At 41.4% G+C, this 24,746-nt stretch carries 21 protein-coding genes; 11 read left to right on the plus strand and 10 right to left on the minus strand.

Annotated features, from left to right (window positions below):
* Positions 1–2 precede the first annotated feature (2 nt).
* Entirely contained in the window at positions 3–902 is a 900-nt protein-coding gene (gene hisG, locus CWC02_RS04310) for an ATP phosphoribosyltransferase (RefSeq protein WP_138616628.1), read from the minus strand.
* A gap of 344 nt (positions 903–1,246) precedes the next feature.
* On the opposite strand from hisG, the gene CWC02_RS04315 reads away from it, so the two are divergent.
* Positions 1,247–1,480: a hypothetical protein gene (locus tag CWC02_RS04315; protein ID WP_054552021.1), complete on the plus strand. Its 234-nt coding sequence runs from the start codon at positions 1,247–1,249 to the stop codon at positions 1,478–1,480.
* 90 nt (positions 1,481–1,570) lie between these two features.
* Positions 1,571–2,536, plus strand: coding sequence for a sensor domain-containing diguanylate cyclase (locus CWC02_RS04320; protein ID WP_138616630.1), 966 nt, complete (start codon positions 1,571–1,573; stop codon positions 2,534–2,536).
* Between the two features lie 27 nt (positions 2,537–2,563).
* Here the strand turns inward: CWC02_RS04320 and CWC02_RS04325 are convergent, their stop codons facing one another.
* Positions 2,564–3,847, minus strand: coding sequence for a cation:proton antiporter (locus CWC02_RS04325; protein ID WP_054552023.1), 1,284 nt, complete (start codon positions 3,845–3,847; stop codon positions 2,564–2,566).
* Positions 3,848–4,072: 225 nt separating this feature from the next.
* Complete coding sequence (locus CWC02_RS04330; protein WP_138616632.1) at positions 4,073–5,152, minus strand: mechanosensitive ion channel family protein; 1,080 nt, start codon at positions 5,150–5,152, stop codon at positions 4,073–4,075.
* A 387-nt stretch (positions 5,153–5,539) separates the two neighbouring features.
* Here CWC02_RS04330 and CWC02_RS04335 point away from each other — a divergent pair, with 387 nt between their 5' ends.
* The 5 genes from CWC02_RS04335 to CWC02_RS04355 all read left to right on the plus strand — a co-directional run bounded on the left by CWC02_RS04335 (position 5,540) and on the right by CWC02_RS04355 (position 12,791).
* Positions 5,540–7,735: a M4 family metallopeptidase gene (locus tag CWC02_RS04335; protein WP_138616634.1), complete on the plus strand. Its 2,196-nt coding sequence runs from the start codon at positions 5,540–5,542 to the stop codon at positions 7,733–7,735.
* 69 nt (positions 7,736–7,804) lie between these two features.
* Positions 7,805–9,667: a M28 family metallopeptidase gene (locus CWC02_RS04340; RefSeq protein WP_138616636.1), complete on the plus strand. Its 1,863-nt coding sequence runs from the start codon at positions 7,805–7,807 to the stop codon at positions 9,665–9,667.
* Positions 9,668–9,771: 104 nt separating this feature from the next.
* Positions 9,772–11,688: a DNA repair helicase YoaA gene (yoaA, locus tag CWC02_RS04345; protein WP_063707466.1), complete on the plus strand. Its 1,917-nt coding sequence runs from the start codon at positions 9,772–9,774 to the stop codon at positions 11,686–11,688.
* A gap of 10 nt (positions 11,689–11,698) precedes the next feature.
* Positions 11,699–12,391: a tRNA (adenosine(37)-N6)-threonylcarbamoyltransferase complex dimerization subunit type 1 TsaB gene (tsaB, locus tag CWC02_RS04350; protein WP_054552026.1), complete on the plus strand. Its 693-nt coding sequence runs from the start codon at positions 11,699–11,701 to the stop codon at positions 12,389–12,391.
* Between the two features lie 76 nt (positions 12,392–12,467).
* A complete protein-coding gene (locus tag CWC02_RS04355) occupies positions 12,468–12,791 on the plus strand; it encodes a hypothetical protein (protein ID WP_054552027.1) in 324 nt (107 codons plus the stop codon).
* A gap of 102 nt (positions 12,792–12,893) precedes the next feature.
* Here CWC02_RS04355 and CWC02_RS04360 read toward each other — a convergent pair whose 3' ends face one another.
* Complete coding sequence (locus CWC02_RS04360) at positions 12,894–14,183, minus strand: alkaline phosphatase (RefSeq protein WP_138616638.1); 1,290 nt, start codon at positions 14,181–14,183, stop codon at positions 12,894–12,896.
* Between the two features lie 110 nt (positions 14,184–14,293).
* On the opposite strand from CWC02_RS04360, the gene CWC02_RS04365 reads away from it, so the two are divergent.
* The 3 genes from CWC02_RS04365 (at position 14,294) to rnd (ending at position 18,103) form a co-directional block, all read left to right on the plus strand.
* Positions 14,294–15,145 (plus strand): alpha/beta fold hydrolase, encoded by an 852-nt coding sequence (locus CWC02_RS04365; protein ID WP_054552029.1) that lies wholly within the window; start codon positions 14,294–14,296, stop codon positions 15,143–15,145.
* Between the two features lie 117 nt (positions 15,146–15,262).
* Complete coding sequence (gene fadD, locus CWC02_RS04370) at positions 15,263–16,924, plus strand: long-chain-fatty-acid--CoA ligase FadD (RefSeq protein WP_138616640.1); 1,662 nt, start codon at positions 15,263–15,265, stop codon at positions 16,922–16,924.
* 48 nt (positions 16,925–16,972) lie between these two features.
* A complete protein-coding gene (rnd, locus tag CWC02_RS04375; RefSeq protein WP_063707455.1) occupies positions 16,973–18,103 on the plus strand; it encodes a ribonuclease D in 1,131 nt (376 codons plus the stop codon).
* A 30-nt stretch (positions 18,104–18,133) separates the two neighbouring features.
* Here rnd and CWC02_RS04380 read toward each other — a convergent pair whose 3' ends face one another.
* Positions 18,134–18,580: a hypothetical protein gene (locus CWC02_RS04380; RefSeq protein WP_138616642.1), complete on the minus strand. Its 447-nt coding sequence runs from the start codon at positions 18,578–18,580 to the stop codon at positions 18,134–18,136.
* Between the two features lie 412 nt (positions 18,581–18,992).
* On the opposite strand from CWC02_RS04380, the gene CWC02_RS04385 reads away from it, so the two are divergent.
* Positions 18,993–19,310: a hypothetical protein gene (locus CWC02_RS04385; protein WP_138600778.1), complete on the plus strand. Its 318-nt coding sequence runs from the start codon at positions 18,993–18,995 to the stop codon at positions 19,308–19,310.
* 132 nt (positions 19,311–19,442) lie between these two features.
* Here CWC02_RS04385 and CWC02_RS04390 read toward each other — a convergent pair whose 3' ends face one another.
* From CWC02_RS04390 to CWC02_RS04410, 5 genes are all read right to left on the minus strand, one after another.
* On the minus strand, positions 19,443–20,273 hold the full coding sequence (locus CWC02_RS04390) for a sugar phosphate isomerase/epimerase family protein (RefSeq protein ID WP_138616644.1): 831 nt from the start codon (positions 20,271–20,273) through the stop codon (positions 19,443–19,445).
* A gap of 67 nt (positions 20,274–20,340) precedes the next feature.
* Positions 20,341–21,096, minus strand: coding sequence for a gluconate 2-dehydrogenase subunit 3 family protein (locus tag CWC02_RS04395; protein WP_138616646.1), 756 nt, complete (start codon positions 21,094–21,096; stop codon positions 20,341–20,343).
* A gap of 2 nt (positions 21,097–21,098) precedes the next feature.
* Positions 21,099–22,778 (minus strand): GMC family oxidoreductase, encoded by a 1,680-nt coding sequence (locus tag CWC02_RS04400; RefSeq protein ID WP_138616649.1) that lies wholly within the window; start codon positions 22,776–22,778, stop codon positions 21,099–21,101.
* A 1-nt stretch (position 22,779) separates the two neighbouring features.
* Positions 22,780–23,472, minus strand: a complete 693-nt coding sequence (locus tag CWC02_RS04405) for a 3-keto-disaccharide hydrolase (RefSeq protein WP_138616651.1) — start codon at positions 23,470–23,472, stop codon at positions 22,780–22,782.
* Positions 23,473–23,498: 26 nt separating this feature from the next.
* A complete protein-coding gene (locus tag CWC02_RS04410; protein WP_138616653.1) occupies positions 23,499–24,719 on the minus strand; it encodes an MFS transporter in 1,221 nt (406 codons plus the stop codon).
* Positions 24,720–24,746: the final 27 nt, after the last annotated feature.

Raw genomic sequence — 24,746 nt, forward strand, 5'->3', positions numbered from 1 at the left:
AATTACTCCATCATTTTTTCAATTGGCATAACAAGAATTGAGTTAGCGCCTAGTGCTTTTAACTGTTCCATTGTTTCCCAGAAAAGGGTTTCGCTGCTAACCATATGTAGCGCAACATAATCGTCGCTACCAGCAAGCGATAGTAAAGTTGGTTGACCTGTGCCAGGTAGTAAGTCGCATACTTCATCAAGCTTTGCTTTTGGTGCGTGTAGCATGATGTATTTACTTTCTTTTGCTTGGCGTACACCACGTAAACGTGGCATTAGCGTATTGATTAAATCAAGTTTGCTTTGATCAGTTAGATTCTTGTTTTGAATTAAACATGCGTTTGATTCTAAGATGGTATCGCCTTGCATTAAGCCGTTTGCTTCTAACGTTGCACCTGTAGATACTAAGTCACAAATTGCATCAGCTAAACCAGCACGCGGCGCAACTTCAACAGAGCCCGTTAACATAACTGTGCTTGCGTTAATACCTTCGCGTTTTAGGTATTGGCTTAAGATTTCTGGGTAGGTAGTGGCAATGCGTTTACCTTCGAACCAGCTTTTATTTTGTGGACCAAGTTCTTGCGGCCATGCAAGTGCGAGGCGACAGTAACCAAAATCAAGCTTAGAAAGTTTGTTTACTTCGAATTCCACACCTTGGCGTTCGCGTTCGGCTTGTACTTCAACAAGTACGTTTTCACCTACGATACCCAGATCACACACACCGTCCATTACTAGGCCCGGAATATCGTCATCGCGTACACGCAGTACATCAATTGGCATATTGGTGGAGTGTGCGATTAAACGTTGTTCACGAAGATTTAATTTCACACCAAGTTGCTTTAGCAACTCTTGGCAGTCTTTTGATAAGCGGCCGCCTTTTTGGATGGCGATTCGTAAACGGTTGGTATTGCTCATTATTCATTTTCCTTTAATTCAAAAACTAAAAACCCCGAGGGAACCTCAGGGCGAAAATAAATAATTGGGTTGATTGCTCGCCAGAGGTTCCTTTTAGGAATAACCTCTCAGCGAAAAACCTGACAGGCTATTCCGGTGAATGATGGTGATGATGGATAGTTGTCAGATTGAAGCGCATAATTTTTCCTGTATTGCACTCGTTTGTATAAACCAGTGCGTAAATCTGTTTAAATAAGTTACGCATATAGATAAACATGCTTTGCTAATATTTGGCAAGCATTTTTTTGCGAAATTAAAGTATATGCTATAACCGCCGATAATAAATGGATAGATAGGAGGTACAAATGGATATCATGATCCCCTTTTTAGGTCGAATTACACGGCTACAGTTAGAAAGTAAAGGCGCATTTCACATTGCGGGCGTAAAAGATGCGAACGTGCAGCGAATTGAACTTGAAAAACGCCAAAAACGAGAAATAGAGCGACGAAAAAAAGCTGCTAAAAAAGATGATAAAAGCGGTAAAAATGCCATAGAAGAAGATGAAGAGGGTAATAAACACCTAGATACATGGGCATAGCAGAAATTTAAGAAATTGTTTGTATGCAATAGACCATTTTTTTCTGCTAGGGTTAAGAAATACATGTGATTTTGATCAAAAGGCAATCTAATGGAACGACCAGCAGTGCCGTTAAATGAGCAAGCAAGGCTTGAAGAGCTTCGCTCTTTGGATGTATTAGACTCTCAGAGCGACCCCGCCTTTGACCGAATCACTCGCCTTGCCCAACAGTTTTTCTCTGTGCCAATTTGTGTCATTAGCTTAATTGACGAGCATAGACAGTGGTTTAAGTCATGTGTGGGGTTAGATGTGACAGAGACTGCAAGAGACATTTCTTTTTGCGCCCATGCAATTTTATATAAAGACCCCCTAGTGGTTGAAAATGCCTTAAACGATAAACGTTTTGCAGATAACCCGCTGGTAATGGGTGACCCAAATATTCGTTTTTATGCAGGTTGCCCAATCACACTTAAATCAGGAAATAGAATTGGCACTTTGTGCCTTATTGATCACCAACCTCGCAGTTTTAACAATAAAGATACGAAAGTTTTAAAAGACTTTGCAGCAATTGTCGAGCGTGAGTTTGCGGTTATGCAATTAGCAACCACAGATGAGCTTACCTTATTACCCAATCGTCGGGGTTTTATTAGCACAGCTGAACATTACCTTGATTTATGCATTCGCCAGCATTTAAAAGCAAAATTGGTATTTATAGATTTAGATAACTTTAAAGCAATTAACGACCAGTTCGGTCATGCCGCAGGTGATCGGTTGCTAAAAGATTTTGCAACGTTGCTGGAAAGCTGCTGTCGCAAAGCGGATTTATATTCGCGGTTGAGCGGTGATGAGTTTGTAATTTTGTTTACAGATTTAAATACCAGTGATTGCGAGGCTATTATGCAGCGTTTATTTTTGTCATTCAGTCACTTACCTAATAGTTTTAATAACCTGGTTGAACTTAGCTTTTCCTATGGCATTGCCGATTTTTCAGATCAGCAGCCTTGCTCGCTGACTAAATTACTTGCTGTTGCAGACGCACGAATGTATTCCGATAAAGCACAAAAAAAGGCTCGATAATCGAGCCTTTAAAGTAAAAATTAGTGCTTAATTTTTGGCTTCTGCTGATTGAATACTGCTTTGGATCAACGGCGAAATTGTCAAACCTTGTACGATAATCGAAAAGATCACCACCACATAAGTGACAATAACAATCAAGTCATGTAAATCAGAGCCTGCGATCATTACCTGATCACGTGGGATGGCAGCTGCCATTGCAAGCGCTAAACCACCCCGTAAGCCACCCCAAGTGAGTATTTTCACTGAGTGCTTATCGTACTGGCGGTACTTTTTAAAGAATACAAATGGCGTGCCTACACTTAAAAAACGAGCCAGCAACACCACAGGCACCATGAGTAAACCTAAGCCAATTTCTTCAAGAGTAATAGGCATGGTGACAATTAGCATTCCGATGATCAAAAACAGCAAGGCATTTAAAAAGCTATCTGTGGCATGCCAAAAGTCTTTCACGTAGCGAGTATCTTCAGGCCCGGTACGCTCTGTTGCTTTTGAACGAGTAATATTGCCAAGTAAGATACCACTGGTGACCATAGCAAGGGCACCTGAGATTTCCCAAATATTTGCTGCTGCAAAGCCGGCTGTTGGAATGGTCAGGGTTAGTAGTAAACGAATGTTCACATCGCGGCTATTAATAATTAAAAAATGCCCGACTAAAGCAATCACCAGACCAAACACGATACCGCCAATTGCATCAACTAAAAACAATTCTGCAACGTCAGTAAAGGTGGCTTCGGTGCCATAAAAGGCCACTGAAAATATCGTTGTGAAAATCACCAAACCAATACCATCATTAAACAAAGACTCACCTTCAACTTGCACAGAAATACCTTCTGGGGCTCGCATTTGTTTAATAATGGCTAACACTGCAATCGGGTCGGTTGGGCTGATCAAAGCACCAAACAACAAGCAATAAATAAACGGTACTGGCCAGCCAACAAAAGCAAACAAATAATAGCTTAAGTAACCAACAATGACCGTTGAGGTTATGGTTGAAAATAATACTAATGCGGTAATTTCCCACCGTTGCTTTCGAAGGGCTGCTAAGTTGATTTCTAGCGCACCCGCGAACAGCAAAAAGCCGAGCATCCCTTTTAATAGCAACTGATTAAAGTTGATACTGGAGACAACTTGAGTCATTTCGAGGGCGGTGGTATCACCAAGCATTTTAACGGCAAGTATAAGAAGTAGAGAAATAACAACAGAACCTGTTGTTATAGCAATTGTAGTTTGCATTTTGAGGATGAATTGGTTAGCAAAAGCAATAAAAATAGCTAATGCTGAAAGAAAACAAATGAGGTACCAAGCATTCATTGTTTGACCTTAAATATTTTTATAACAAGACGCAGAAAGCAGTCACTTTCTGGCCGCATATAGTACGCCTCTAAAATAGGTATGTCACAGTGTTTATGCGATTTTTATGACATTTTAGAGTAAAAATTCAAGGTGCTGATTGCATATGTATAATCGCTGTTAATAATGTCTCAAAAGAGACAAAAAAAACCTGATGAATGTGCAATTATGATAACTTCAGTTAGGTCAATCAGCCTGTTTAAAGTGAGCCGATTCTTGGCTGGTATTTATAGCTCTGATTGGGTAAGGGATCACAATTCCTTCTTTTGCGTAACGTTGATGTAATGCTTTGATAAACGCAGATTTTACCCAAAAGCGGTTAAAGTACTCTTTTGCTCTTAACATCACCGTAAAATTGATGCTTGATTGGTCAAAAGTATGAAAGACCACAAAGGTCTCGTAATCATCAATGCCCCATTCATGGCTTTTTAAGATCTGTCTTGCTACATCCAAAGTTACTTGCTCAACTTTTTCAAGGTCGGAGCCATAATGAACACCCACCTCAACGGGGACGCTGAGCTCTTTTTCGGGGTAAAAATAGTTAATGATGCGTGATTTAGAAAGCTGACTATTGGGGATGACTATCATGTTGTTCGGCAACATTTTCACCCAGGTTGAGCGCCAACCAATTTTCTCAACAAACCCTTGGTCGCCACTTTCAAGCTCTATAAAGTCGCCGACCCGAATTGGTTTATCAATCACCAACTGCACGCCAGAAAAAAAGTTTTCGAGTGTCGGTTGCAAAGCCAAAGCGACGGCAAGAGAGGTAATGCCTAATGAGGCAATAATTGGGGTGATTGATATGCCTAACGTGCCTAATAACACCAATAAGCCAACACACACAATTGCACAGCGGATCAAGCCTTTAATGATGCTATGACTATTCGAAACCACCACCGAGCGGGCACTGTAATAATCAACGGTACCAAATAAGAAATGATCTAAAAATAACACTAAGGCAAAAATACAAATGGATTTAGCGGTGGCCGCAATAGGTAAGGGGTGCTCAGCCATAAAGCCGGTGGTGTTCAATAACTGACCAAAAATGATCACAAGCACCATCATTGTGCACAAGGTCAATGGTGTAGAGAGTGAGTCAACCAATAAAGAGTCGAACACAAAGTCAGTGCGTTGAGTCCATTTTTTTAAACAATAGATAATTACAAACCTCAATAAGAACAAAGCGATAGCGGCTAGTGCAGTGCCTCCAATGACAACCAGCCAAGGCTCATTTAGCCATTCATTTTGTATCAACTCAGTATTCATGCTTAGTCCTTAAATTCTAGGTACTTGGTATTGCTGCAAATTATGTACCCAGGCTTTTTGTGGATATTTAAGCCTTCAGCTTTGAACCACAAATAATGAAATGAGCAATATTAAATGCAAATAAAAGGTACAAATGTATATCAAATGTTATTATTTTGTATCAATAATTTTACACTTTAACTTTATTTGTTAACAATTAATAAACTTTAATTTTCTTATCCTGCTGTTAATTATAGGGTTTTAGTTTAGAGTTAATACTTTATTTGTAAATTTTTTGTTTCATTTTCAATTTCGTTCCAATCAATCTAGGCTGGTCACTAATCGGGAACAGTGCAGTCCGGTTACTAGGAAAATATTAAATACATAACAATCTAACGGAGCGTAAACGTGAATTTATCTAAAATCACACTAGCAACTCTTGCTGCTTTTGCTTTGACTCAAGCAACAAGTGCAGTAGCTGCGAACAAGAAATACCTAAACGAACAAACAGGGATTAACCAAGCTTTGCAAACCAATGCATCATCTGTATTGAGTGCAAATCCAAATCAGTTAGTTGGTTTAGGTGCAGGGAATGATTTAGTTGTATTAAAAGAAATCAAAACCAGTAACGGCAACACCACGCGCCGTTATCAGCAGATGTATCAAGGTCTACCTGTCATCGGCGATACGGTTAGCCTTACATTTGATGGTAATGGCCAATTAAAACGCGCACATGGTGCAGCAGTGTATGACATTGCCGCCGACATCGATTCAGTGTCTCCGGCACTTAACAAGAAAAAAGCAATGGCGAAGGGCCTTGCTAACTCACCCGCTGCAATTAAATCAGTTGGGTTAAAAAAGCATAATGAACAATCCCGCTTAGCTATTTGGCTAGATGAAGACAGCGTTGCACACCTAGTGTATGAAGTATCTTATGTGACGTATGGCGATAACCCATCTCGTCCGTATCAAATTATTGATGCAAACAGCGGTGAAGTTTTATTTAGCTTCGATAACTTACAACATGCTAGTGCAACGGGCCCAGGCGGTAACTTAAAAACCGGCAAATACATTTACGGTACTGATTTTGATAGCCTAGATGTTACTCAGTCAGGCAGTACTTGTACGATGAATAACGCTAACGTAAGAACCATTAATTTAAATGGTGGTACAAGTGGTTCGTCAGCGTATTCGTTTACATGCCCAGAAAATACCTTTAAAGAAATAAACGGAGCATACTCGCCATTAAATGATGCACATTATTTTGGTAACGTTATTTTCAATATGTATAGCGACTGGTTAGGTACCGCGCCTTTAACCTTCCAGCTAAAAATGCGTGTTCATTATGGTAATAACTACGAAAATGCATTTTGGGATGGCAGTGCCATGACATTTGGTGATGGTCAAAATACGTTTTATCCACTGGTTAGCCTTGATGTATCGGCCCATGAAGTGAGCCATGGTTTTACCGAACAAAATTCAGGGCTTATTTATTCTGGTAAATCAGGTGGTTTGAACGAAGCTTTCTCTGATATGGCAGGTGAAGCAGCTGAGTTTTACATGAAAGGCTCAAATGACTGGTTAGTGGGTCAGGAAATCTTTAAAGGTAACGGTGCATTACGTTACATGAATAACCCCACCCAAGATGGCAGCTCGATTGACCATCAAAACAATTACTACTCTGGTATGGATGTGCACTACAGCTCAGGTGTATTCAACAAGGCATTTTATAACCTTGCAACCACACCAGGTTGGGATACGCAAAAGGCATTTGTTGTGATGGCGCGTGCTAACCAACTTTACTGGACAGCCAGCACAAACTGGGATTTAGCAGGTAACGGCGTGATGGATGCAGCGTGTGATTTAAATTACGAACCAGCAGATGTTCAAGCAGCGCTTGCGGCGGTTGGTGTGACTTCGAGCTTGAGTGCGGGTAGTAGCTGTGGAACAACTGAGCCACCTCCGGGCGGTGATGAAGAACTAACCAATGGTGTGCCACGTACAGGGATCAGTGGTGCTGCTAAAGATCAAATGTTCTTTACTCTTGAAGTGCCAGCAGACGCAACGAACTTGCAATTCAATACAACTGGTGGAAGTGGTGATGCAGACCTTTACGTTATGTATGGCGCAAAACCAACACTGAGCAACTTTGATTGTAAAAGCACTTCATCTAGCAGTACAGAAAGCTGCGCTATTAGTAACGTACAAGCAGGTACTTACTACGTAATGGTTGAAGCGTGGAATCAAATTTCAGGTGTATCACTCACAGGTAGCTATGATTCGGGCAGCGGTGGTGGTGTAACGCCGATTAACCGCACTGAGTCTAACTTGAGTGTAGCAAGAAATGGCTGGACTCGTTTTACACAAGATCTAGATGCGGGTTATTCGTCACTGGATGTGACTATTTCTGGTGGCTCTGGTGATGCTGACTTGTATGTGAATTTTGGTTCGCAATCGACAACATCTAGCTATGACTGCCGTCCATATAAAAACGGCAATAGCGAAACCTGTACATTTACAAACCCTCAAGCGGGTACTTGGTATATCGACCTTCGCGGCTACAGCGCTGCAAGTGGTGTAACTCTCACCATTTCGGCTAACTAGCCACCCTTTTAGGGAGCTTCGGCTCCCTTTTTTATTTTCATTAAAATACACATCATAAAAGGATTGATTATGACAACCCGCCTAACACAGTGCTTAGTAGGCTTTGCCACACTGTCACTGAGCCAACTAAGTTATGCAGCGCAAGACGAAACAATTTGGGTCACTATTGATGCCCTTGCTGCTGAGCACTTTCAACAAGATACCGTGAGTAAACGTAAACCAAACAGCAATTTTGCGATGCAAAAATCGGTTTTGAATCAAGTTAATTTTATGCGCGTTAACAAGCAGGATATCGCTGGTTTAAGTGAGTTTATGCACGATAACTATCATCGCTGCGGTGGTTTTGTAGCCCATGACTCATTAGCAGATGCAGAGCTCTATACTCAGCAATTAAATGCGGTTTCGCAGACTGCGATGAATGCGAGCCTAGTAAACTACAGTATTGATAATGCCTCGACAGTTAACGCGCTAATATCATCGATTGATAGTAGTGAACTGAGCGATACGGTTAATAGCATGATGAACTTTCATAACCGATATTATGCCGTGCAAAGTGGTGTTGATGCAGCTGATTGGTTAAAGAGCCATTGGCAGCAAATAGCTAGTAGCCGCAGTGATATCAGTGTTGAGTATTTTAACCATAGTTTTTCGCAATCATCAGTTATTGTGACCATTCCTGGTGCAGAAAAAGCAGATGAAATAGTCGTTATTGGTGGCCATTTAGACTCAATCAATCAGTCTAATCCAAGTAATGGCCGAGCTCCTGGTGCAGATGATAATGCCTCGGGTATTGCAGTGCTCACACAAACCTTAAAAGCAATAGTGGAAAATAACTACCAACCTCAGCGGACCATACAAATTATGGGGTTTGCTGCTGAAGAAGTAGGCCTAAGGGGCTCAAAAGATATTGCTCAAAGTTATAAAACACAGGGTAAGAATGTTGTAGGCATGGTACAGTTTGATATGACTGGCAATAACGGCAGTAGCACAGATATTGTGATGATGACAGATTACACAAACTCATCGCAAAATCAGTATTTATCGCAGTTGCTCGATGCTTACCAGCCCGCAGTGAGCTATGGCTTTGATCAATGTGGTTATGGCTGCTCAGATCATGCCTCTTGGTATCAACAAGGGTTTGCCGCCTCAATGCCATTTGAATCAACGATGAGTGACATTAACCCTTTGATCCACACATCAAATGATGCCCAATTTGATGCGGCTCACGCGAGTAAGTTTGCAAAACTAGCTGTGAGTTATGTTGCTGAAATGGCAAAAAATGCCGGTGATGTAGTAACTGAGCCGACTAATCAGCTTGAAAATGGCGTAGCTAAAACAGGTTTGTCGGGCGCAGCAAAAGAGCAGTTATTCTTTACACTTGATGTACCCGCAATGAGCAGTAACCTTGAGTTTGTAACTGAGGGCGGCTCGGGCGATGCCGATTTATACGTTAAATTTGGCAGTAAACCAACATTACAAGACTTTGATTGTAAAAGCACAACCTCAACAAGTAATGAAAGTTGTGTGATGTCGTCAGTTCAAACTGGCACGTATCATGTCATGGTTGAAGCGTGGAATGAGATTTCGAATGTGTCACTCACGGGAAGTTATAGCACCTCAGGTGGCGGCGAAAACGTTGACCGAACTGAGACAAACATGAGTGTCGCTACCGGTAGTTGGCAGCGCTTTACTCAACAAATACCGGCAGGCCTTAGTAATTTAACGGTGACTATATCTGGCGGTAGTGGCGATGCAGATTTGTATGTTAACTATGGCTCAGCGTCAACAAGTTCAAATTATCTATGTCGGCCCTACAAAAATGGTAACGAAGAAAGTTGTCAATTTGATAACCCACAAAGTGGAACTTGGTACATAGATTTACAGGGTTACCGAGCTGCATCGGGCGTGACATTAACGATTCAAGGACAATGATTTAAACGCAATCATACTTTTAACCATGAGGAAGCCTTGCTTCCTCATTTAGTCTTGCCCTTGGCAAGTCAGTTACGTAAAATCTGCCCATCACTTTTAATCTATTGGCGAAGTTTATCAAACAACTTTTCAGTGCCACTGGCCCCCTTGCACTTTCTCTTGATGGATATACTCCTCGGCAGCCACAAATTGACATGGCTGTTGCAGTTGACGATGCCTTAAAAAAACGTCACCAATTAGTGGTTGAGGCGGGCACAGGCACGGGTAAAACCTATGCTTACTTAGCGCCTGCGTTAAAATCAAAAGGCAAAACCATTATCTCAACGGGTTCAAAAGCACTACAAGAGCAGTTGTTTCACCGTGATTTACCCAATTTAGTCAAAGCACTGAGCGCCACAAAAAAAGTCGCTCTTTTAAAAGGCCGCGCGAATTATTTGTGTACCTATCGTTTAAGTCAGCACGTTGCGCATGTGCCAACTGATGATCCAGATGTAATGCATCAACTTGCGATGGTGGCAAAGTTTGCAAGTGAAACCCGTTCGGGCGATTTAGCAGATTGTATAGGCATAGAAGAAGACGCCAAGGTACTACCTTATGTTAGCTCAACGGCTGATAACTGTTTGGGTAAAGAGTGCCCCGATTTTCAAGATTGCTATATTCGCAAAGCCCGCTTAAATGCCATGGAAGCTGACGTGGTGGTGATCAACCATCATTTATTCTTTGCAGATATGGCTGTAAAAGACACAGGCTTTGCTGAATTAATGCCTACGGCAGACGCCTATATTTTTGATGAGGCTCATCAGCTCAGTGAAATTGCCAGTGACTATTTTGGTGAAAGTGTTAGTACCAAAAAGCTGGTGGATTTAATTAATGACTTACGAGCAATTTACCGTGCCGATATCCCTGATATGCTGCAATTAGGCAAAACCCTCAACAAGTTAGAAACTAGCGTGGCAGATTTACGCTTGCAGTTTGGGGTTGATGGTAGCCGTGGTGATTGGCGTGAAAAACTGGCTGATAAAGAGATTTGTGCAGCACTGCACCGGGTCATTAGCGACCTCGACTTTTTATACCAAGTATTAAAGTTATGCTTAGACCGTAGCGAAAAAATAGAGCATCCGTTTGAGCGCACACTGGCCTTTAAAGGTCAGTTAGAGCGGGTATTTGATACCGCACAAACGGGTTATAGTTATTGGTACGAAACCACTCGCCGATACCTAACGGTAAACATTACACCGCTTAATGTATCGGCTAAATTTGCACAGATGATGAAAGACACAGGAGCAGGTTTTGTGTTTACATCGGCGACTTTATCGGTCGATAACGACTTAGCGCACTTTAACGCTAGTCTTGGCTTAAAGCCAACGCAAAGCATGATTGTTGAAAGTCCGTTTGATTATCAACAACAAGCATTACTTTGTTTGCCGCGCTACTTACCTGAGTCTCATGCGAATAATATGCCCCATGCAATTATCAAGCTGACCCTTGAGTTGATTAAATCAGCAAAAGGTCGCTGCTTTGTGCTGTTTACTAGCTATCGTATGATGCACTTAGTGGCGGAAGGTTTAACCACGCAGATGGATTATCCGGTTTATATGCAAGGGCAAATGTCTAAACGCATTATCCTTGAGAAGTTTACCCGTCACGGTAATGCCGTTTTACTTGGCACAGCTTCATTTTGGGAAGGCGTAGATGTTAGAGGCAGTACATTAAGTTGTGTTATCATTGATAAATTGCCGTTTGCCGCACCAGATGACCCATTGCTGCAAGCAAAAATGCAAGATTGCCAGTTACAAGGCAAAGACCCATTTGCGCATATTCAATTACCCCAAGCGGTCATTGCATTAAAGCAAGGGGTAGGGCGACTTATTCGCGATAGTAAAGATAAAGGTGTGTTGGTTATTTGTGATAACCGCCTAGTAACACGCCATTACGGCCAAGTATTTTTAAAAAGTTTGCCACCTATGCGCCGCACGCGCGATTTAGCAATGGCAAACGCGTTTTTAGAACAGATCAATTAGAGTAACTTAGATGATTAAACACAATATTCTTGCCTTAGATGCATCAACTGAAGCGTTATCGCTGGTGCTACATTATCGAGGGCAAACATTTCATCATTTTGAAGAGTGCCCACAGCAGCACAGCCAAAAGATTTTGCCTTTAATTGATGAGTTACTCGCAAAGGCGCAATGTAAACTAACCGACTTAGATGTGATTGGTTTTGGTCAAGGACCGGGTAGCTTTACGGGCGTGCGTATCAGTGTTGCGATTGCACAAGGTTTAGCTTATGCAGCACGCTTACCTTTGGTTGGCGTATCAACATTGCAGATGATGGCACAACAAGCGTTTGAGCAAGACCAAGCTAACGATGTGTTTTCTGCTATTGATGCACGTATGGGTGAGATTTATTACGCTCATTATAAAGCTGATAATAATGGCCTGATGACGCTTGTTGATGAAGAGCAAGTCATTAAACCTGAGTTGCTAACGCTACCTGAAATGGCTGCAACAGCGGTGGGTACAGGTTGGCAGACCTATCCTGCACTTGTTACTGAACTTGCAAATGTAAGTCTAAATGAAAACATCTTACTGCCTGATGCAAAGTACATGCTGGCCTCGATTGCAACTGCTTATGCTCACGGTGATACAGTGACTGCAGCCAATGCGCAGCCTAAATATGTTCGTGATACAGTGACTTGGAAAAAGCTACCAGGCCGAGAGTAACTGAAAGAATAACGGGACTTGCGTGCCCGTCAGTTATGGCACATAATTTAGTCATGTTTGATGTGGAATTACGAGTTTGACTTTACCTATTGGCTCAGGCTTTTATACCGGTGACATTCCCGGTCAATATAGCCGTAAAAATACCATTACTGATAAGCCTAAAGCGATATCAGACCAAACGGCTGAGCAAAAATCGTCAACAGAGTATGTTAAATCAAGTCCTCAAGCTGTTGCTATTGCCGATGAATTTAAAGCTGAGTCGCAAAGCTATCAGCAAACAATTTATGACAAACCAAGCAACCCAAAAACCAGTCGCGCGATTTCAACCTATACGGAATTTGCTAACTTAGAGCGCCGCGCCGAAGTGCAAAGCCTTATTGGCGTTGATGTATATGCATAGCTAATTGGTATGAATAATAAAAGCTAAAACTGAATTCACAAAAAAGCCTAAACAATATGTTTAGGCTTTTTTATGATTGAACAGTATTTCTAAGCAATAAAATTACTGCTTAATAAAATCTATCAGCTTGTCGGCAATCGCAGTATTGTTTTGCGAACCGTAGAAATCTTCTGCACGTTTACCATAGGCAAATACTTGTACATCAATAGCGGTGTGGCCACCAGTAGTCCACCCCGTGAAGCTGGCATGATTGATGATATCTTTTACAGCAAGTAGCAGAGCTTTATCGCCCATTTTCTTAGCTTCGTTTAGCTTGATGCTGTTTGCATCAGTAAATTCGATATCAGAATATTTTTGCCATACTGCTTTTAAGTCATCGTTTTCAAGTAGATCTTTTGTGATAGTGCCGGCAGTTGCTTTAACACCTTTAACAACGTCAGTTTCCCACTTATATTGACCATGCGCGCCCAGTGTTAAGCCACCTGTTGAGTGATCGGCAGTGATAACAAGTAGGGTATCTGGGTTTTTATCTACATACGCTTTTGCTTGATCAATCGATTTAGCAAAGTCGTCCATTTCGCCCATTGCACATGCAATGTCGTTTGCATGACCACACCAGTCAATTTGGCTACCTTCGATCATTACAAAGAAACCTTTGTCGTTTTGACCATCAAGTAAATCAAGCGCTTTAGTCGTCATTTGCGTAAGGCGTGTTGGATTTTCGTCAAGGGCAAACGGTAAACCTACTTCAGCGAATAAACCAAGTGCAGGAACCTGTTTTAAGTCATTCATAGCTGTAAAGTCATCGCTGTACTGATAGCCAGCTGCTTTGAATTCTTCCACTAGATTACGGTCTTCTCGAACGTAATATTTCGTGCCGCCACCTAACATTAAATCAACCGGTAATTTACCCGCGATTTTGTTATCGATATAGTCGTTAGCAATCTCGTCGTAGTTACGGCGTGATTCGTTATGTGAAGCAAAGCTTGCTGGTGTAGCGTGGTTGATTTGCGAAGTAGCTACGAGTGCTGTTGTCATACCGCGCTCTTTGGCAACTTCAAGCATAGTTTTTACAGGTTTTTTATCAGTATCAACGGCAATTGCGCCATTATAACTTTTATGACCACTGCTTAGCGCTGTTGCACCTGCAGCGCTATCTGTTACATAGGTATGATCGTCAGGGTAGGTATGTGCCATACCACGCAAAATAGTATCGAAAACAGTTGGGTCAACAACTTTAGTATTTGGATCATCTTTAAAGTAACGATATGCAGTTGTGTACGCCGGGCCCATACCATCACCAATCATATAAATGATGTTTTTTGGTGCTGATTCAGCCATTACTGAGCCTGCTGAGCATAATAATGCTAAAAGACTTAATTTTAATTTCATTGATGTAACCTTATTATTGTGCCCTTATTTATACTGCGAGGATTATTGTATACTAGCCAGACGATAAATAAACGCCTTTAAGTTGAAACGCTTAATAAATAGGAGCAATTGTGCAACCTTTTTCTTTTCAAACTGGCACTCAGGCAATGCATGGCCTAACCTTTGGTCATGGCGAAGAGGTTGTGATTGCCTTACATGGTTGGCTTGATAACGCACATAGTTACATACCTATGTTACAAAATGCGCAGCTAAATCAGCGTTGGTATTGCCTTGATTTTCCTGGCCATGGTTTATCTGATTGGCGAAGTAGTGACGCCCATTATTACTTTATTGACTACATTGATGACGTCTATAAGTTTATTGAGTCGCTTGATGTAACGAAAGTGCATTTAGTTGGCCATTCTATGGGCGCCATGGTGGCTGGCGTTTTTGCGAGCTGCTTCCCTGAAAAGGTAGCATCGGTAAACTTTATTGAGGGAATTGGCTGCGTTACAACCAACAGCAATGAAGTGAGCGGCCAACTTCGTAAAGCAATATTAAATAGAGCGCGGGTAAACAGCAAAGGCCCTCGCGCATTTGACTCAAAAGCGCACATTATTAGTGCAAGGCTTGCAAGTGGTGACCTTGAATACCCACAAGCTGAGTTATTAATGACACGAAATAGCTACGAAAAAGCAGGTAAGTGGTACTTAACAACCGATCCAAAGCTTAAAAATCACTCAGGATTTCGCTTTGATGAAGCACAATGTATTGCAACCATTAAACAAATTAACGCGCCATGTCAGCTTATTTTAGGCGATGAGGGGTTTCCTTTTGTAAAGCAAAACTTAGAAGCATATGGTAAATATTACAAAGAGTTAAAAATTCATAAGATACCTGGTGGTCACCATTGCCATATGCAATTTCCTGCATTAACCTTAGAACACGTTCATGCATTTATTGGGCAGTATAAAGCAAGTTAATTGTATAATTGCACCAAATGTGGGATTATCTGCACCATTAGAGTATTTACTCCATTGAGAAACGGCCTTAGTTAGCTTAAGGTTATTAAAAAATATAATTATAAACAGGAGCTAAGAGTGGAAAAAATCTGGCTTAAACGCTACCCAGAAGGTATGCCTGAAACAATCGACCCTGAGCATTATCACTCGCTACTCGACTTGTTTGAAAAAAGTTTTGCTGACTTTAGTGACCTTCCAGCTTTTACCAACATGGGTAAAGAGTTGACCTATCGTGAGTTAGACAGTGCTACAAAACGTGTTGCGTCGTACATTCAAAATGATCTTGGTCTTAAAAAAGGCGATAAAGTAGCGGTTATGATGCCGAACTTACTACAAACGCCTGTGACTATCTTAGGTATTCTTCGTGCAGGCTGTGTAGTGGTGAATGTAAACCCACTTTATACCGTGCGTGAATTAGAGCATCAGTTAAATGACTCAGAGTCTTCAGCAATTTTTATTCTTGCAAACTTTGCCGATACTCTAGAGAAAGCATTACCAAAAACTAACGTCAAGCACATCGTGGTTACTCAAGTGGGTGACATGGTCGGCGGCCTTAAAAAGTACATCGTTAATTTTGTGGTGAAGCACGTTAAGAAAATGGTGCCTAGCTACTCATTGCCAAATGTGATCAAATTTGCAGATGCGCTTGCTGGTGATGAAGCGGGTTACAAAAAACCTGAAGTTGATTTAAACGACTTAGCATTTTTGCAATACACAGGCGGTACAACGGGTGTATCTAAAGGTGCAATGCTATCGCATGGCAACATGGTTGGTAACCTTGAGCAAGTATCAGGTTGTCTAGACAAAGTATTAGAGCGCGGAAAAGAAGTGGTTATCACAGCACTGCCGCTTTATCACATCTTTGCACTGACAGCGAACTGCCTAACATTTATGAAATACGGTGGTTTAAACGTACTTATCACAAACCCTCGTGATATGCCGGGCTTTGTTAAAGAGCTAGCACAGCACAAATTTACGGCGGTAACGGGTGTAAATACGCTATTTAACGGTTTACTAAATACCCCAGGTTTTGCTGAACTTGATTTCTCAAGCTTAAAAATGTCACTTGGTGGTGGTATGGCGGTACAGCGTCCAGTTGCTGAAAAATGGCAAGCTGTAACGAAGACAAAATTAATGGAAGGTTATGGCTTAACTGAATGTGCGCCACTTGTAACTGTTAGCCCTTACGACCTTGAAGGTTATAACGGTTCAATCGGTTTACCTGCTCCTAGCACTGATATTAAGCTTATGCTTGAAAATGGTGAAGAAGCAGCGAAAGGTGAGCCGGGCGAGCTTTGGGTTAAAGGCCCACAAGTTATGCAAGGTTATTATAACCGCCCAGATGCAACAGCAGAATGCTTAAAAGATGGCTGGTTTGCAACAGGTGACATTGCTACTTACGATGATGAAGGCTTCTTCTACATTGTTGATCGTAAGAAAGACATGATTATCGTATCTGGCTTCAACGTGTTCCCAAATGAGATCGAAGAAGTAGTCGCTATGCACGATGGCGTGCTTGAAGTAGCAGCTATCGGTATTCCTCACGAGGTCAGTGGCGAACAAGTTAAAGTTTTTGTCGTGAAAAAAGATCAATCTTTAACTGAAAAAGATATAATAAAGCACTGTCGTGATAATTTAACGAACTATAAGGTGCCTAAACTCGTTGAGTTTAGAGATGAACTACCAAAAACAAACGTTGGTAAGATTCTAAGAAGAGCCTTAAAGGACGAAGAAAAATAATTAAAGCCGGCATTAGCCGGCTTTTTTATGGTAAAGAAAGGGGTATAAGTGCAATATCAACTGATCGAAACGCAAAATCAATTAAATGATTTTGTAGAAAAAATTACAGGTAAACCGGTTCTGGCAATTGATACCGAGTTTATGCGTCGTCGTACGCTTTACCCTGAAGTTGCACTTATTCAAGTATACGATGGTGAGCATTTAGCGTTAATCGACCCTCTGGCAGAGCTGTCGCTTTTTGATTTTTGGCAAGTACTTAAAAACCCTGAGGTGTTAAAGGTACTACATTCGCCGTCAGAAGATATTGAAGTGTTTCAAAAATACGCTGGCTTTGTACCAACACCACTGTTTGATACCCAGTTTGCACTACAAATACTAGGCCATGGTAACTGCATGGGCTTTGCGCACATGGTTAAAGAGTTACTTGATATCGAAATTGATAAAAGTGAATCGCGTACTAATTGGTTACAGCGCCCGCTCACTGAAAAGCAGCTAGATTATGCCGCTGCAGATACGTATCACTTATTGCCTTGTTTTGAAATTATTAAAAAACAAATTGATGAAGCTGGCTTTTTTGACATTGTTATCAGCGAAAGCGAGTTAGTCGCGCAAAAACGTGCTTACCAAACGCCCGCAGAGCAGCTCTACAAAGACATTAAAAATGCATGGCAATTACGACCGCACGACTTAGCGGTATTACGCGAACTTGCCGCATGGCGCCGAGAAAAAGCAGAGCGCAAAAACCTCGCTCTTAACTTTGTAGTAAAAGAGCACAACATGGTTGAAATTGCTAAGCGCAAGCCTGCAAGTTTAAATGCGTTACGCAGAGTGCCAGGTGTTGAGCCAATGGAAGTTAACCGTTCGGGCGTTGAAATTTTAAAATGTATTGAGCGTGGTAAAGCCGTTCCTGTTAGTGAACAACCTGCACAATTAAAACGATTAATTGATTTTCCGGCATATAAAAAAGCCGCAAAAGATATTAAACAAAAAATTACTAAAGCTGCAAAAGAGCAGGGCATTCCTGAAGATGTATTGGCCTCTAAAAAACAGATTAACCAGCTGATCAGCTGGAATTGGAAGCTCGATGCCGATGAGCGTAAAGCAGCATCAAAGCCAGATCTATTCAACTCATGGCGCTATGAGTATGTGAAAGACGTACTTAAAGAGTGGCAAAACTAATAAAAGCCCTTTATTGCTATTTACTTATCATTATAGGCCCTGAAACTTGCTGCGTTTATGAGTTACCTGTAACCAATGCAGCAAGTTATAATCATACCGTTTTAATCTTTGTAGTTGTCTAGACGTTAAACTATAAAAAGGGGCAAAAATAAAAAACTTTTCACCTATAATAATTACACAATTAAACCCAAACTTAGAATATTGTTTAATCAACTTCGTTTTAGTTGCTTCTATATGCGCGTTGCCAAAAGGCGAGCTATAAAATACTCCGTGGCGACAGATTGTGAGTTCATTTTTACTACTAAGTATTAATAATGTTAGAACTAACGAAATTAACATGAATAGTATAAGAAGCGGCTCATATAAAAAGTGCTTCTGTGAAAGGGTTTTTAAAAGGTATACAAAAATAGCCTCAAGGGTAGCTAACATCAGCCATATGCTTTTTTCAGAAGTCTTTCTTAAATTCAATACTTTCATTCTCAGTCCTTGAGAGGCTTTTTTAATATAATACTTCGCAACTTAGATAAAACAATCTGCCGAAAAAATGAAAGTAAACGCTGTACTTAATATTTTATTATTAATTTTGTATTGTAATGCTTGTTTATCTTTTTGAATTGAAATGACTATTTAAAATAGAAAAACTTTATGGGAGTCTATTTTTGGTTAGCAAAAAAAAGAACGTTATCTATCTAATTTTAATCAAAGTATACTGCTTATTTTTATGTTATTTATCAAGCTTTTCGTAATTATCTGAATTTTAGATATTCGCTTGGTAAACTTCTTTTGGCTAGAAATTAGTTAATGACTCTGCTACAAATAATATATTCAGTAATCGCGCCAAGCTAACAATCATTCAAACTTCAGTGTTAAAAAATAAAAAGGTTAGGTTATGGAAAACGATAATAAAATAGAGCAATTCGCTCAGGATTTAATTGGAATCAAGCGTCAAATCAAGGCTCTACTTTATCAAGAGAAATTACTTAAAGATCAAATTAAACCCCTTTTACAAGAACATGGTGCAGTAAATTTTGATTATGGAAAGGTGTACTATGGTGAGTCAAAAGGTTCTTCAACATTTAGTCGATCAGAAGTATTGTCATATATTCGTGATAACTACGGTGATGCTTTAGCTGATCAAATTGATGAAGATTGCACTAAGGTTGGAGAACCTAGGCAAGTTGTGTACATAAAGCTTATTGATCCATAACAAACTAGCGTTCTATAGGCAATAGCTCCTGGCAAGATGAACCCTAATATAGATCTGTGAGTGAACGACTATTTAAATTAAAGCCAAGCCATGAGCTCACGTGTTTAAAGCGAGCTCATTCCTAAAATAACCCTACAAACCAAGTAAAATCTTATCTAAATTTTGTTTTGATTTAGCAACGCTTTGCAGTGGGGTTAACCCGTTTGGGTATTCTTCTTGTTCAAGCACTAACCATTTGGTGTTGCCGTGCGACTCTAAAGTATCGATGATGGCAGGCCAATCAATGTCGTTTTCGCCGATAATAGGGCTCAAGTTGCTCCCCTCAATCGTACGTACTTTAATGTGCGTAGCAAGCGTGCGGTTAGGGTACTTTTTAATAAAGTAGATTGGATCTTTAGCAGCGTAATTGACCCAGCCAATATCTAACTGCAATGGCATGGTCTTGGGGGTATTACTGGCAATGTAATCCCAAAACGTTGCGTTATTAAATGCATTAAACTCTTTATTATGATTGTGAAAACCGATCTTCATATCAAAGCGGGTCGCATAATCACTGACTTTAGTAAGCTCTTTAACCAGAGACTTAACTCCCTCAGGGTGCCATGCTCTTTCATCCCAAGGTACATATAGTGTAGTAACGCCAAGGGTCTTGTAAAACAGCAGGGTGCTATCAATTGTGTTTTCACTGAGTGCATCAAAGCCGATATGGGCGCTACTGGCAACTAAGCCTAATTCACTGAGCTTTGCTTTTAAGGCTGCTGGGTTATGTGAGTATGGGCCAAAGTCTCCGGCAAACTCCACACCGGCAAACCCCATTTCGGCAAGAGACTTAAGCGTACCATGAAAGTCATTTTTTAAGGTGTCTTTGACTGACCATAGCTGCACACTCACGGGCAGTTTTGCGAATAATTGACCACTAAATACAAGGCTAATAATGAGCAATAAAATGCGGGTTTTAAACATACTTCAATCCTAAAAAAGCAGGGGGCTGCCCCCCTGCACAGTGTTACAAATAACACAAGGGGGAAAGTTAATCGATATAGGCGTACTCGCTTAAACCAAGCTCAGCTAAAACCTGATCTAAATGGGCTTTTGCTTCATCAGAAGGGCCAGGGTAATCGCCTGCAATAGGCACATTACCAAGGTAACCTATGTCTTTACAGCCTTCAGGTGTACAGAAAAAGGCAGCAAGCACTAACTCTTTAAAGCGTAAAAAAGCTTTACCAATACGCTGAAATTGTAGAGGTGTTTGCTCTTTTAAAAACGCAATATCATCTAAAATCTCACGATGTTGCTTTTCATTAAGTGCAACAAATTGCTTTTTAAAACGAAGCTGTGCTTCATCGTTAAGCCACGCTAATGAATTTAAAATTTTAATTCTATCGCGTTGTTGACCTTCATAAGGCGCGCTCACCCACTCATTAATAACAGCCGGTACTTGTAGCTCACTGGCTGAAGGAATAGTGCCTTCGCGCGGCACAATGTAATCAGCTAAAAGCGCTACTAACGTGAGTTCGTCTGCTGTTAAGGTCAGTGGCCAAGGTGATTCTGGTGGCATCACCAAATTAGGATCTTGACCATAGCCTTTAGCGGTTACAGGCTTGATATCTAAATCAGGCCAATGCTCTTTTGCAGAGACTGCAGCGTCACCTTCAAGTGCTTTTGTGCAGCCAGCTGTTAAACCAACCGCTGAGCCCGCAGCTAATAGTCCAAGCCATTTTAAAGACTCACGGCGGCTCATGTTAGAAACATAGTTATATGAGTCGTGTTCGTTACGATGATGCATAATTAAAGTACCCCGTTATCAATTTGTTGAGCAAGCCAAGTTGAATTACGCATTGCCAGTGTCATGATGGTGAGCGTACAGTTTTTATGAGGGTTTGAAGCAAATACACCCGCATCCATTACAAATAGGTTATTACAATCCCATGTTTGGCCCCATTGATTGGTGACTGAGTCTTTCTTTGAGCTGCCCATTCGGGTGGTGCCCACTTCGTGAATGATTTCGCCACCTTTTGAAATTGCTTTTTCAGCAGGCGGGAGTTCGCCAACAGTCGCACCCATGTTTTCGAGGATTTGCTTCGCGGTTTTTAAACCATGCTCGATTTGCTTTAATTCTCTGTCAGACCACTTAAAGTGGAACTTTGATACCGGAATACCCCATTTGTCTTTAACGTTTTCGTCAATTTCCATGTAGGTATCTTTGTTCGGTAACATCTCGCCACGCAGAGCAAAGCCAACGTAAGAGCCATATGCATCACGAACTTGCTGTTTAAGAGCTGGGCCATAGCCTTGTTTATCACCTGACACACCCGAACCCGGCTGGCCAAAGCCACTGCCAATTTCAAAGTGATAACCACGTGGGAAATCTAATTCATTGTTAGCTTGTGCTTGATGACCCCACCAAGGAATAAATAAGTGATTAGCGGTATGTCCATCTTCGTTATAACGTGGGCGACCTTTAAGTGCCGGAATTTGCGCACCTAACCATGCACCCGTCGAATCCATTAAGTTTCGACCTACTTGGCCACTTGAGTTAGCAAGGCCTTTAGGGTGCTTTTTATTCTTTGAATTTAATAAAATACGCGCTGATTCACAGGCGCTAGCCGCTAAGATAACCACATCGGCATCAACAGCGTGTTCGGTTACTGAGTGTTTATCAACATAGGTGACGCCAGTGACTTTACCTTGCACATCAACCTTGACTGATTTAACCATGGCATCAGTAATAACTTTTAAGTTACCAGTGGCTTTTGCCATTGGCAGTAATGATGTCGTAGTTTGAAAAGCTGCACCAATTGAGCAACCAGAGCCACAAGGTGTTGCATAAAAACACGCCATGCGATCATCTTTAGGGCGAGTTAATACCGCGCGATGCATAGGCACTGCTTGAATGCCCATTTTCTTTGCAGAAGCGGCAATTAAAAGCTCAGGAACACGCGGCTTTGGTGGTGGCTGTAAAATACCCGGTGACGAATCTGGCATATCTTCATGGCCTGTATTGGTGCCACATACACCCACAAGTTCTTCAGTTTTATCGTACCAAGGTGCTAAATCAGCGTACTCAAATGGCCAGTCGGCACCGTGACCATCTCGGCTTTTGCCTTTAAAATCGTGCTCACTAAAGCGTAATGAATAGCGTCCCCAGTGGTTAGTTCGACCACCTAACATACGTGCGCGCCACCAATAAAAGTCGCTTCCTTTGGCGCTGGTGTATGGTTCATCAGGCACTTGCCAGCCGCCATCAACGGTTGCATCGTAAAAGCCAAAGTTTTTGTCTTTGTTACCAGCCCCCATAAGTGGAGCCTCACTGTTACGACGAAACATCGGGCTTTCTGTTTTCGGGTCATAATTACGTCCCGCTTCAAGTAATAATACTTTGTGGCCAAGTTTGGTTAGCGTATAAGCGGCCATTGCACCGCCAGCACCCGAGCCAACAACTAATACCTTATGTTTAAAATCAGACATCTTATAGCTCCTTGATTTTTATATTTTTAAACCACACTTTGTCACCATGGTCTTGAAGCCCGATATGACCTTGTTCAGCCGTTGCAAAGTTTTTCCAGGTTGCAAACTTACTGCCTTTTACAAGGGTGTTCCATGTTGTACTGCCAATCACAATGCTGGTGGTGTTAATACCGTTTTGCCAAACTTGTAAGTGGTTGTCTTGCATTTTAATGCGTACATGGTTCCAGCTATTTGCTGGTTTGTGCGCCGCAACTGGCGCTGCAAATAAATCGTAAATTGACCCTGCTAAGTGCGAGTCAATTTCAGTATCTGGGTGTTCTTCGTTATCGATAATTTGAATTTCAGGTGCATGAGAGTAAATCATCTGTCCGGTTTCATCTGCTAATACAAAAATACCGCTATTGCCTTTAGTAGAGATTTTCCAATCAATCTGTAATTCAAAGTTTTGGTACTGCTTTTTAGTAAGCAGGTCGCCACCACCTTTGGTTAATGTCATAGCGCCATCTTCAACGACCCATGCAGGATTTAAAGATTCGCTTTTAAAATTACGCCATTGCGACATATCTTTGCCGTCAAACAACAACTGCCAGCCAGCTTGCTTTTCTTGTTGTGTTAGCTGATTGTCAGCCGCATTAGCGAGTGCACAGCTACTAACGGTGAGCATTAAAGTCAGTGCTTTAAGAGATTTAAACATTGTGTGTTCCTCGACGATTTACTTGCTTAAGACGCACATTTTTCGGTGCGTTTGTTGTTATTAATTACCAAATGCAACCCAATGAATGCGACGATTAAAATAATTGGGAAGATCAGTAGGTTTTGTAATACAGCCTGTCCGGCTAAAATTTCAATTTGTTCAGCGCTTGCGCCACTTGCTTCTGCCGATGAGCGTGCCGTATCTATCCAGCTACCAATTACAGGGTTCCAGATGCTCATAGCAAACATGCCTGCACCGCCCATTAACGACATACCCAGCGCCCCTGACTTTGGAATGTATTCAGCAACGCAGCCAAGCATGGTCGGCCAAAAGTAGGTAACCCCAAGAGCAAATAATATCGCTGCTAAATAAATCATGCTGCCCTCGGCTTGGCTCATCATAAAGATACCTAAGCTTGCACAAATGGCAGAGCCAAGTAATACACCGGTAGGGTTGAGCTTATGCACAATAGGGCCTGCAAAGAAGCGACCAACCGCCATTAGGCCAGTGATCAAGGCTAATACCACCATAGGAGAGGCACCCGATGAACCTAAAATACGCTCAATCCATTGTTGTGTGCCAAATTCAGTAGTTGCGGTAAACGTCATACAAGCAATTAAAAAGATGTATAACGGCGTAAATAAGTGGCGAATATTGCTGCTGGTAGAGTGAGTACGCGTATCAAAGCGTGGAAATTGTGCTTTGATCAGCATAGCGCCATAGATAACAGTAGGAATTAAAATTAACGCTACTTGCCATTGCCAGTTTAAACCTGCTCCCGACATAAAGTTCGACGCAAGTGCGCCAATCACAATGCCACCTGGGAACCAAACATGAAAACGGTTTAGCATAGTGGTGGTGTTTTTAGGGTACATTTCTGCAATCAGCGGGTTACAGCCAGCTTCAACAGCGCCGTTGGCAAAACCAATTAAAAAGGTAGAAACCAGTAAGCCCCAAAAACCATCAGCTGTTATGGTCAAAACAAGGCCAAGTAAATGACAGATAAAGGCTAACGCCACTAATTTCTTAGCGCCAATGGCATTATAAATAATACCGCCGACCATAGTCGCAACCGGAAAGCCTAAAAATGCCATGGCATTAACCCAACCTAATTCGGTGTCGGTTAAGCCAAACTCACTGCCAAGTTGACCCAAAATACCAGCACGAATGGCAAAGGTCATAGAGGTCACAATCAGTGCTATACAGCAAAGCCGAAAGACAATGCGGTTATAATTATTGTTGTCCATATTGTGTGTCCTGTGTGTTCTATTGTT

Origin of the sequence: Pseudoalteromonas sp. S2721, assembly GCF_005887425.1 — a bacterium.
Taxonomy (GTDB): Bacteria; Pseudomonadota; Gammaproteobacteria; order Enterobacterales; family Alteromonadaceae; genus Pseudoalteromonas; species Pseudoalteromonas simplex.